A 12,708-nucleotide genomic window follows, 5' to 3' on the forward strand; every position below is an offset into this window, starting at 1 on the left:
TCGATACCTAAAAATATTTGTTGTTGTTTAACTACTATTTCAAAGGTATTATATTAACTATAAACGAATGGGTGTAATTTTTACATAAATAAAGGGGGTAGATTTTAAGGCGATTTTTACCTGTTGATAAACAGTGAATTACACCAAACAAAAAATCCCTTATAAACCAAGGGTCTATAAGGGAAAATGAATTATTAAAATGATTACTATTTACAACGTTTGTTTTGTGATTTGTGTTTTATTCTTCTTGGTAATCTCAAAACCGTTTAATACCACAGGAATATCCTGTGCATAGTTTTTAATGATTACCTTAATTTCTGATTTACCATCTGAAGTGATAGAATAATTTGCTTTGGCTGGGAAAAGGTTTCTTAATTTTGTGCCACTTGTTGGTTCTATCGCAGGAACTGCAATTCGTTTTCCTAATGCGTCTTCTACATTAATTTGATACGCATTGAGTTTCTTTTCAAGAATAGCATTTCCTTTTACTTTTGCTAAAACCTTTATTGAGTGATGATATGTTTTAAGATCATAAGTACCTTTTGGTAAGTTCTTGAAAGTGATGCTAAGTTCATCTTTGCCATCTACAATAACACCATCCATTGCTAAGTAAGGTTGGTTACCAAGTAAACCAAAAGCGGTTGTCCATTGATTTTCTTGTTTTGATGATACAGTAACTTCTGCGTTATCATAATCTTTTAGTGTAAATGTAGAAGAGTTAGTTCCATCCCAACGGTACCAGTCAAATTGTAGTAATTGATCATCGCCACCCATATCTACCTTTACGATGGGGAAGTCATATACCTCAGCGATATTCTGCTGACGGATATCTCTATTGTAAGGAAGCGTTTTTCCTTCAATAGTAGAAGATTTTAATCCTTTTGCTTTAGCAGTAATTTTAAAGTTTCCTGCCGTAAGCGTTGACTTTAATACAATAGAGGCAGTACCCCAATATGCTTTATTTGGGTTGGCACCAATTTCAGCATCCCCAACTAAAATTCCTTCACCCTCAATTTTAAATGAAACCAACGATTGATCACCGATGACATGGTTACCGTCTTTATCTAAGATATAGGCTCTCACCATTCTCATATCTGAACCACTAGCTTCCATCGTTTTATTTTGTTCTTCAATTTCTAATTTTAGCTGATAAGCTTTACCATATTTGTTTAGGGTATAATCGGCTACTTCTACACCTCTAATTAGTCCTTTTGCTTTTAAATCACCTTTCTCGCTATTTAAAGTAAATGTATAAGAAGGAGAGTTACAGAAGCTTCTGTTTGGATCACTGTCGGGTTTTTGTTTTGCGACTAACTGACCATTATTATATAGCTCTACTTCATCGCAGTTACTGAATACAACAATTTTTGTATCTGTTGATGCTCTCTCATCTGCAATATACACCATTGGTGTTTTCGTTAATTCAGACTTATACCAATAGTTTACAGGGTTAGGAACTCTGTAAATAGAGAAAGGTCTTCTTGGTTGCATTCCCCAATCTTTTTGGAAAGAGAAATAATCATGAGCTGTCCATAAAGCAACACCAAATCGATTGGCAGAAGCTCTCGATTTAGATACCTCAAACTGATTCGTTAATGCATCCTTTGATGAGCCATGCTCACATAAGAAAGAGAAATCATCTTCTGTAACAGGAGTATTTTGGTAATCCATAGGAGTATAGATATCACAAATTCCAGAATGAACAGGTCCTGTCCATGGAGCACCATTGGATCCTGTCATACGCGTAGGATCTTCTTCCTTACATGCATAGTGTAACCTTTCTACTGGACCTCTATGGTTTAACCCGCCACTCCACATTAATATCGAAGGGTGGTTTCTATGGTTACGAATCATAATTCTTGTAGCTTCTTCGAGGTTATCGAACCATTCTCCTTCAACAAAATGAATCCAAGATGGAGCTTCTTCTATCAGTAAGATTCCTAATTCATCACAAGCTTCAACAAAAGAATTATCATGAGGGTAATGTGCTAAACGTACAACATTATACCCTGCCTCTTTAAATTGTTCAGCATCTTTTCTGTGTAAACTGTTCGCTACTGCATCTCCAACAAAAGGGTATTGCTGATGTTTGTTGACACCAATCAATTCAATATTTTCACCATTTAATAAGAAACCTTCGCCATCTATAAAATCAAACTTTCTGATACCAAGTGGGTTTTCCACCATATCCATTACTTGATCATTTTGATAAACGATGGTTTGTACTCTATATAAATAAGGGTCGTCAATAGACCAGCTGTGTAAATTTTCAGTAATGCCGCCGGTCTGATTAAATGTATACTCAGTGTTAGGACCAACTTCTTTATCTGAAGTCATCTTAGCAATTACATATCCATCTTGGTCAATAATTCTTTGAACAACCGTTGTAGATACCGCTGATTTTTGTTCATTTCTAACCGTAGAGCGGATACTTACTGTAGCGTTGTTTTTAGCTACTGATGGCGTTGTGATGTATACACCTGCATACTTATCTTCCCAATCGAAAGTAAGATGCAAAGGGTTTTTTACTACTAGATATACATCACGATATAAACCACTATACAGAATGTAATCTCTTCTATCTCCATCAGGAGGAATATTTGGATTTAAGCGGTTATCTACACTTAAAACGATAGTATTTGCTTTGCCGTCTTTATGGACAAAATCAGTCACATCGAAATGAAAAGGTGTGAAGCCACTTATCATATCTTCTCCTACATATTTACCATTCACCCAAAGTTTTGTGTGTTGATGTGCACCTTCAAATTCAAGGTATACTTTTTGGCTAGTATTTGCTTGTACTTTTAGTTCTTTTCTGTACCACCCAATGTAGCGGTGGAAAGTACGTTGGTAAGAGGTATCCGTAGAATTATCGAGCTCATTAGAAGATAATTTCATACTGTGTGGTACATTTACTACTTCCCATTTAGAATCATCAAAAGTAGTAGACGTTACCTCTTGTTCATTTAACTCACCTCTATAGAACGTCCATTGTTCGTTAATATCTAACTTAACTCTTGCTTTTTGTAGTTGTGTAGTTGTTTGTGCAATAAGCCCGTTAGTTAAAAGGATGCTAACGAAAATTAGCATCCCTTTAATTGATTTTATTAGTTTCATTTTTGATTTAACCGTTTATTTATTGGATCATTATCTTTTTAGTGTAACTACCTTGCTCACCATATATTTTCACTAAGTAGATACCTTGTTGGTAATGTCCTTTTATTGAGAGATTTACTTGTTTTAAAGGTTGTGAGAACTCAAAAGTATCCAATACCTGACCATGCATATTGATTACTTCTACTTGATAGATTTTGCTCTCTCCTCTGATACCTAAGCTTTGGTTTTGTCCTAATGGATTAGGGAATACTGTGATTAATTCTTCATCAGCCAATCCATTCTCGACAGATAAAACTGGATTGAAGTCGAACTCAGTATATACTTCCTCAGCAAAACTATTTAGGCTATTACTATTTACTTGAACTACTCTCGCTACCAACTCAACATTGGAATAGTTTAAAGGTTCTGCATAGACATCCATTGGGATATCTGCATTACCAGTACCCGCCTCTACAGTTACTCTTGATTGTCCTAATAGGAAGGCATCTCCCCATAATTCTAATACAATATCTCTGGCATTGGCCGCTGTATATTCTACTTCAAAAGTATTTGTTTCACCCATCTTAATTTCAGAGTTACTAGAAGTAAAAGTGATGGCATCTGATAAAGTTTGAGCATTAGAAAACTCTAAATAATCGACTTTAACATTACCATTGGCAGATAAATGTAATGGGTAACTTCCTTTTGGTAGTTCCACTTGGATTTCCTTCTCCATATTATCACTGTTGGTGATAGTGATAGGCTCTCCTAAGTTTTCATTATCAACAGCAAGAGTGATCTTAGACTCTTCGGTATTCGAAGACGTATTCAATTTTAATGTATATGAAGCAGATTCAGGTACATCGATACTATATGACGTCCATTCTCCATCTTGTAAATTGATTTCAAAAGCATCATCATTCTTATCAATATTCACCCCTTCATTTAAGCGATAAAAACCAAGAGTATTTTCATTTTTAGCGGTATTGTATGCGATACCTTGCCCACCGAAATCAAAGTCTTCTGCTTCTACTTTTTGAGGAAGTGAAAAGGCTTGTCCATTAAATGGCAAACGTCCTTTTACATCATAAATATTATTGACGAAAAGTACTACTGAACTTACAGTACCACCATCATCAGGGAAACTGATTTCAACAGTATTGCTGGCTTTTAACAATTGATGAGGAACAGGCACTTCAATAACTCCAAAGAAATCATCTCTGTTGGCTTGGTCGTACCCTTTCCAATTAGACAATACATTTACCTCAGTACCGTTAAGTTTAATTTTTGGCTTTTTTGTAAGGTTATGAATTCTACCGATGGCCATTCTTAAACGAGCTTCACCATTTGGAGCATTAACTTCAACATCATTGAAATCGAAAGTTAGTTTCTCTCCATTTTCAATAGGTTGCATGTATGTTTTCGAGTAGTATTCTTTACGTACTGCTTTTTTGTTGAACGTAACCGCTTTGTCTAAGTCGTAAGTAAGAACAACCGTTTCATGTGGTTCTAAAGTCACTGATTCAGGTACTTTGTCTATATCCATATCCTCATAAATAGCTTTTTCGTTTTGGTAGATTTTTAAACTTCTCTTGTTGATGTTTTCGATATCACCCACAGAAGATAAAAACTGTAACGCTACATCTTGATTATCAGTAGCAATATTATTTAAACATATATAGGCTTTGTCTTCATGCACAAATGCTTGTACAAAAACATCTGGATTGCTAGATGAACAACGTACCCTTTTACCTTGAACATTTTTCCAAAGGTCATAGAACATCACTTTTTCTGTAAATGAATATTCTTTAATCACACCATTCTCTACAGAGCTTTTTACAGGTCTCCAAAGGTTCGCACCGTAAGGCTCGTAATCATTGGCCTCATAATACCATGGAGATTTACCTGTAATAAATGGAATAGAGATCATTAAACGGTCCTCTCTATCCATCAAACCAAATATGATGTGATTGATTGAGCGAACAGTCTGAATACTTTCTACATCAGTATAAGTATTACCATAACCTTCAGAAATACCGCCATATTCAGTAATAGCATGTGGTTTAATCATGCCCCACTTGATATAACTATATGTTTCGATAAGGTCTAAAATGGCATCAGCATTACTACCTGATCTTTCTGTGTCTTGTCCTGTTACGTTGATACCGTCATAAAGGTGAGTAGAGAACCCATCCATATAATCTCCGGCAACATCCATGAACATCTTCATTCTAGATTCCCAATGTCCAAAGTCCCAAAGCTCCATAGATGGCCAAGCAGAAGAGTAACCGACAACAAAAGTATTTAAACCTTCTTCATCAAATGCCTTACCGATTTCTTTAAAATATTCGGCTGTCTTTCTTCTTACTTCACTCTCTTTATAAGAGTCGCCCATAAATTCTTTTGCATGTACAAAAGGTTCATTTACTGGCTCGTAATACAACGGTCTTAACTCGTCTTCATAATTGTATTTAAAATACTTCGCGGCAAATTTTCCAGCCTCTTCAGTATCTAAATCCATATGAATCATAGAACTTGGGTGATCGGTAACCACAAGTTGTCTTGTAATATGTTTATAGAAAGGCTGTTCTTTTGTACTGATAATATTCTTCTGTCCATCGGACATGATCTTATCCTCAGTAGGGAATACTTGGTTAGAGGAGATATAGTCATTATATCTACCAAAGGCTCCCCAAAAAGAACGCCCCATTTTTACATCCCATTCTTGTAGATCTTCCATGTCTTGGTCAGTGTAATCTTTACCTGCCGACATGTGTATATTAAAAAATTTTGATCGGTCTAATTCTGACACCTCATCAAGATACCTTTGAGTTTGAAAGTCAATAGATACTGCAGTTTGTGCTGTTGTTTCTTGCGCGTATACCAATACTGAAACACAAGCCAAAACCTTACTTAAAGAGTGATAGATTTTTTTCATACTGACTGCTTATTAGTAATAATTCGTTTAGTTCAAATATAGTCTATTGATCTAAGGCGATGTGGGTATAATATTATTGAAAATAGGGGGGTAATTATTTAAAAAATTGCCCTTATACCTATTTAATTGCCTATTTTTTCTATACCTATATAAAAGTATAAAACAGGACACTCAATAAAGAATGCCCTGTGTTTTCTTCTTTTAGAAGAACATGGTTCAAAGTTTTGTACTCACTGATTACTCGGTCGGTCTTACCTCATATTCATAGAATCTCATATTATCGATTTCAATTTTACTTTGACCACCAGCTCCACTAAATAATTGGAAGTGTATTTTTGTTGCCTCCCAATCTGCAGGAGGATTTTTATCAGTTAACATCGTGATTTTTTGCCATGTACCGTTGTTTTCAGTTTTTAACTGATTTGTACAGCAGCTACCAAACCATTGTTTGTAACCATCATTCCATCCATCAGATGGCATAAATCTTACCGTCATTTCAAAATTCGATGGATTCTCATCTACTTTGATCCAGAATTCGAATGCGTATACTTTGTCCTTTTCAATAGGGAAGAAGCCGTCGACCATTGCGAATGACATTCTTGTACTTTCCCCCATTGTAATACCTAATGAATGTTCGCCACTAGCAGCAGATCCTGTTAAAATGGCTGCACTACCTGTACCTCCTGCACCTGCATTTTCAACAAATGGAGCACCAAACGGAGATAATTCACCAGATTCAAAGTCATTGTTTGTCGTAAATACCTCAACAGCAAAGATATCGATAGCTAAATCTGTGAATGTTTCAACATCCACAAAGTCAGACGATCTTAACGCACCATTGTCTGCATTGTATGAAACGGTTGCTGTCTGAGAGTTTAAAATATCTTCTTCAACTGTAATTTCTAAGATACTTGCATCATCACTATTCAACGCTAAACCTTGAATAGTAGCTGGGGTAGTTTCATCAATCATTACAGTAAAGTTCTCAATTTCGTTACTGAAAACATCTAAGTCTCTACTGAACTGTAGTTGAATTACACCCATATCAGTTTCACTTACTTCTGTCACAACAATTGGAAGAGTTGAAGGAATTACTTCAATAAAATCAGTAAGAAGTAATGTGTCTGGGCGGCCATAAGGCTTCACTCTAGAAGAAACTAATTGTACATCAAATACACCTAATTTCTTATAAAGAAGGTCAATAGATTTTGACGTATATGCTTCGTCTTCAAAACCTTCTAAGATCCACTCATAAGTATCAGGATTTCCAGAACTGGTATCTTTTAATGTTACAATAGAACCAGCTTCGATAACCAATTTGCCGTCTTGCTCAGTGAAATTACCTTGAATGTTTTCTACTGAAATGTCTGCTGTGATAGAATCTAAAACAGTTACCATTAAAGTAGAGTCGTAGTTCAATGTACTATCTGCAAATTCTAAATGTAAGTTGACAGGAATTCGGCCAACTTCCATAAAGCGAATATGTGCAATGTCTTCTGTTAATTCAGAAGTATCGTTATTGATAAAGTACGAAGGGTTAGGGACAGTCCATAATCTAGAAGTTGTTCCTCTAGAACCATCTGCAAAAGATGCTGTACCTTCTACTTGTACTGTTACTCCCCCAGAAGCAGGGGAGAAAACAGCAATGTCAGTAAAGTCACCATAAGGAATCACATCATCTTCTTGGTTACAGGCTGTTACTATAGAAAAGCCTGCTAGAATGCTTAAAAATATATTTTTATATGATTTCATTTCTCAATTAGTTTAGATCTCTCCAAAAAATTAGTTGCTACTACTTTCACCAATATTTGGATTGGTCAAGGTCTCATCAACTGGGATAGGGAAATAATTATGAGTATCTGGAGTATAAGCATCTGAGCCTTCTCCATACTCCTTTAAAGTAGTTACACCCAAATCATCGAATGTGGCATAACGTAAAACTTTCTCTTCAATAATAAATTCCAAATCAGACAAACGGTCATATTGTTCTTGGATTTTATCCCATCTTCTTAAATCTACCCAACGAGTATCATGTCCTTCGAACATTAATTCTAATGGTCTTTCAGTCCACATGATATGTTCCATTAACGAACGAGAACTATACTCAATCGGGTCTAACTGAACAACTCCTGAACGAGCACGAATTAAGTTGATTAAACGAACAGACTCATTTACACCTGCATCTCCGTTTAATTGTAATAAACATTCAGCATACAATAAGTACACATCTGCTAAACGAATTACTCTCTCATTAATACCCGAGTTGGCAATTTGACCTAAACCATCATTATCATTCCAGTGGTTTTGGTATTTTCTTAAGTAAGAAGCTTCGTTGTTATTAAAACCTGCAGTAGCTACTTCTTTTTGATAGAAGGTAGTACCATCATCTGCCATAGCAATAGATGCTTCTGCTCTTAGAGAGAATGCTCTACCTTCGTTTCTGCTATCATTAGGATCCATTTCTTCTTCTCTAAATTGCATAGTCATCCAATAAGATGGCATTACAATTCTCCATCCGCCTGCAGGACCTGGAGCTAATGTTCTTGCTCTTGTTGTTCCTTCAGAACCTGTTGGACCATCATCTACATATCCTGAAGAACCTGCTTTTTGTACTGCAGAGAAAACGACTTCAAAGATAGATTCTGAGTTGAATTCATGCTCAATATCAAAGTTCCAAGAAATCTCAGGAGTTAGTTGGTATAAATCTGTTCTATCTACTACTTTCTTGAACTCATCATGAGCAAGTTGGTATTCATGTTCGTTGATATATACTTGACCTAACACCGAAGTGGCAGCTCCCCAAGTTGCTCTACCTAACATATTGTCTTCCCAAGTTTCAGGAAGGTTTTCTTGAGCAAATTTCAAGTCTTCAATAATGATCGCTAAAACTTCTTCTCTGTCTGAAAGTGGTTTAGCAAAATCTTCTTTTGAGTTAGGAACAGTTAAGTGAACAATGATATTACCATGGTTATACGTACTGAATAACCAGTAATAATATAAACCTCTCAAGAATCTAGCTTCAGCAATAAAAAGTATTTTCTCTTCTTCGTCCATCTCAATATCAGGGACATTATTGATCACCTGATTGGTTCTTAGAATACCAGTATATAAATCTGACCACTTTTCCTTTACTACATTTGTATTATCATTAAAAGATAATTTTTGTAAAGCTTGTGCTCCAGCATTCCAGTTGTTGGGTCTTCCTGTATCTGATCTTACAGGAAGGTTAGTAGTAGATGTACCTCCCATAGAACCAGAGTGCTGTAAGGCACTGTAAGAAGCCATTAAACCTTTAAATGCATCCTCTCCATTTTGCCAGAAAGAATCTTCTGTAATTGTGTTTGGGTTATCTACATCGAAGTAATCACTACAACTAAATAATGTAGCGGTGAAGAAAAACCCAAGAACTATTTTTGATATATATTTCATAATTTCAACTACTCTTTTAGAATTGTAATGAAAGACCACCTCTATAGATTGCTGAGATAGGATAATTACCTCTATCCACACCTCTTAAGAATATGTTTTGTGAACCCACTTCTGGATCAAAACCGTTGTAGTTAGTGAAAGTGAATGGGTTTTGAGCACTACCATATACTCTTAAACTACCAACTCTAATTCTTTCCATCCATTTCTTAGGGAATGTATAACCCAATGAGATATTCTGGATTCTTAAGTAAGAACCGTCTTCCAAGAAATAGTCTGAGAATGTTCTTGTATTGAAATGCTCAATTTCGTCTCTTGGTGTAGGAATCTCAGAAGTCGGGTTAGATGGTTGCCAAGCGTTTGTCAATTCTTTGTTTCTCTTCACTAAGTAAGAATAAGCTCTAGATCCGTTGAATACTTTTGATCCATATGCTCCAAATAATTGAATACCTAAGTCAACACCTTTATAGCTTACATTAAGGCTTAAACCTGCTTCCCATTGAGGTGTACCACTACCCATATATTGTCTATCATCCTGGTTAATATCGCCGCTATTATCCGTATCAACATATTTAAGGTCTCCTAATCTTGCAGAAGGAACAAGCTCTTGATATGCTTTCAATTCTTCTTCAGTTTTGATCGTTCCTTCTGTTGGAATTAGGAAAAATGACCCCGCAGTATATCCTGGCTTTAAGAATGTAGTAGGTTCACTACCTCTTACCATGATTGGCTCACCACCTGAAACTGATTCAACTGAAGGAGCCAGTGCAATTACTTTGTTGTTGTTTTTAGTGAAAGTACCATTCACTTGGAAGTGTACATCACCGATGTGGTTGTTATAACCTAAAGCTAATTCAATACCTTCATTAGAAAGGTTACCTACATTTTGCCATACTAAATCGTAGTTGTTGGCCGAAGTAGCACCAGTTGATGGAGGAATCTTCACAGCTAAAAGCATGTCTCTTTTTTCTGCTCTGTAGATATCTGCTGAGAAAGTAATTCTACCTTCCAAAAATTCAGTGTCGATACCAATGTTTTGTGATACGTTCGTTTCCCATTTGATATTACGATCAACGAAAGTAGGAGCAGTGGAACCGTAGTATAAATTATCACTACCTTCTTTACCTAAAGTATAATCTACCTGTGGTGTGATGATCGATTGGTAAGGTAGGTCAGCCATTAAGTTCTGTAAACCTTGACCCGCTTTATCACTACCTGTTTCACCATAACCATAACGAATTTTAAAGTTCGATACTGTCTTTTTGATAGGCTCCCAGAATTTTTCTTCTGAAATATTCCAACCTGCAGAAACTGATGGGAATAAACCCCAGTTGTGGTTGTTATCAGAATGGAATCTTGATGATCCATCTCTTCTTATTGATGCACTAAATAAATATCTGTTATCGTAGTTGTATTGAACTCTACCTAACATACCGATATTTTTCGATTTCGAATAACGTTCATCAGAAGCTCTAAACTCGTTGGCAGCACCCATAGATTGAGCATCGTTGCTTGGGAAGTCGGCACCATGGATAAAGATTTTACTAGCCTGAGCTGATTCGAAAGTCACACCAGCTACTACACCAACTTTATGCTTACCAAATTTCTTATTATAGGTGGCAGTATATTCCTGAATTGTTCTTGTGTACTCATAGTCCGTATATTTCAATTCAGAAATTGGGTTAGAAGCATTTAGAATATACTCACCATTTTGATCATAGATAGAGTAAGTAGGCTTAAACCATTTATTTTCATTTCTTGATACAGATCCACCAATGTTAGCATTCAATTTAAATCCACTGAAAAATTCATAAGATAAGATTGCATTACCATTATAACCATTTGTTCTTGTTTCATTTACCTCGTTTAACTTACCAATAAACTGACCCATATTTTCTGGATTGGCACCAGGAACAACATAATCAGAACCACCAGCTGAAATACCTTGACGGTAAGGAGCTTGCTTAATAGCATCATATTGTAATGCCCATGGTTCATTGTCTTTTTGGCTATTGTTTAAGCCCATGTTTACTTGGAACTTAAACTTATTTTTCTTGAATGTAGTGTTTGCTCTTAAAGTTTGTCTACCATAAGCAGAACCAATAAGTACCCCTTGCTGATCGAAGATAGTACCTGTAATGTTATATGTTAAGTACTCAGAACCACCTGAAAGTCTTAAACTGTAGTTTTGTATCGGAGCATTATCTTGTTGTAGCTCTTTTAACCAGTCTGTGTTATAATATAAACCGTTTGGAGCTTGCTCTAGTGGGTTGAAAATACCCGACTCTTTACCTAAGTTGGTGATCTTGTTAATGTATAACGACTCTACTGTGTTTGCTAAAGGAATACCTGAAGTGATTTTTTGAACACCATAGTAAGAATCAAAATTCACTTTAAGCGAACCTTTCTCACCACGTTTTGTTGTGATTAAGATAACACCGGCAGATGCTCTTGATCCATAAATCGCAGCAGAAGCACCATCTTTTAATACTTCAATAGATTCGATTTCCTGAGGAGAGATGTTGGGATTGGTAGTATACGTTACACCGTCCACAACATATAAAGGTTCTGAACCACCATCTTGAAATGAGGTTACACCTCTAATTGTAATTGTAGAGTTAGAACCAGGAGAACCTGAAGCAGCTCTAACACTTACACCGGCCATTTGACCTTGTAATGCAGTACCAATATCTGAAGTAGCCAGTTTGTCTAGATCTTCAGATTTCACTTGAGTGATGGCACCCGTTACTTCTCTTTTTTCTTGTTCACCGTAACCAATTACGACAACTTCATCCAGTGCTTCCGTATCGAAAGGAAGAACGATGTTGAATGTAGTTCTTTCACCGATAGCTAACTCTAATGTCTGATAGCCAATTGATGATACTACAATTGTAGATTCTTTATTTGGTGCTTTCAATTCAAAATCACCATTCAAATCTGTAACGGTACCTATAGTAGTACCTTTCACGATTACGTAAGCACCAATTAATGGTGTCTTCTCTTCATCTACAATATTACCTCTGATTATTAAGTCTTGGGCATATAGATTGAAAGATGAAAACAATACTAAAAGGGACAGTATCCCCAAGCATTTTAATAGCGTTGTTTTTGTAGAATAAAAACTCATACTTTACATACTAAGTTTGTTAAAAATTCAATTCATTCATCATTGATGTTTCAAAACTAGAATGTTAATTTCTATTAAGTGTTGAAAAAACTATTATAAATTAGGGGGGAAAAAAATTATA

The 12,708-nt window shown here is 35.8% G+C and carries 5 protein-coding genes; all 5 read right to left on the reverse strand.

Annotated elements, in window-relative coordinates; genetic code table 11:
- Nucleotides 1-210 precede the first annotated feature (210 nt).
- Nucleotides 211-3,117: a glycoside hydrolase family 2 TIM barrel-domain containing protein gene (locus QL232_RS15765; RefSeq protein WP_281614817.1), complete on the reverse strand. Its 2,907-nt coding sequence runs from the start codon at nt 3,115-3,117 to the stop codon at nt 211-213.
- 19 nt (nt 3,118-3,136) lie between these two features.
- On the reverse strand, nt 3,137-6,034 hold the full coding sequence (locus QL232_RS15770; protein WP_281614818.1) for a T9SS type A sorting domain-containing protein: 2,898 nt from the start codon (nt 6,032-6,034) through the stop codon (nt 3,137-3,139).
- Nucleotides 6,035-6,271: 237 nt separating this feature from the next.
- Nucleotides 6,272-7,786, reverse strand: a complete 1,515-nt coding sequence (locus QL232_RS15775) for a carbohydrate binding domain-containing protein (protein WP_281614819.1) — start codon at nt 7,784-7,786, stop codon at nt 6,272-6,274.
- Between the two features lie 30 nt (nt 7,787-7,816).
- On the reverse strand, nt 7,817-9,463 hold the full coding sequence (locus QL232_RS15780; protein WP_281614820.1) for a RagB/SusD family nutrient uptake outer membrane protein: 1,647 nt from the start codon (nt 9,461-9,463) through the stop codon (nt 7,817-7,819).
- 16 nt (nt 9,464-9,479) lie between these two features.
- On the reverse strand, nt 9,480-12,587 hold the full coding sequence (locus QL232_RS15785) for a TonB-dependent receptor (protein WP_281614821.1): 3,108 nt from the start codon (nt 12,585-12,587) through the stop codon (nt 9,480-9,482).
- Between the last annotated feature and the right edge of the window lie 121 nt (nt 12,588-12,708).

It is taken from the genome of Flammeovirga sp. SubArs3, from assembly GCF_947387565.1.
Taxonomy (GTDB): Bacteria; Bacteroidota; Bacteroidia; order Cytophagales; family Flammeovirgaceae; genus Flammeovirga; species Flammeovirga agarivorans.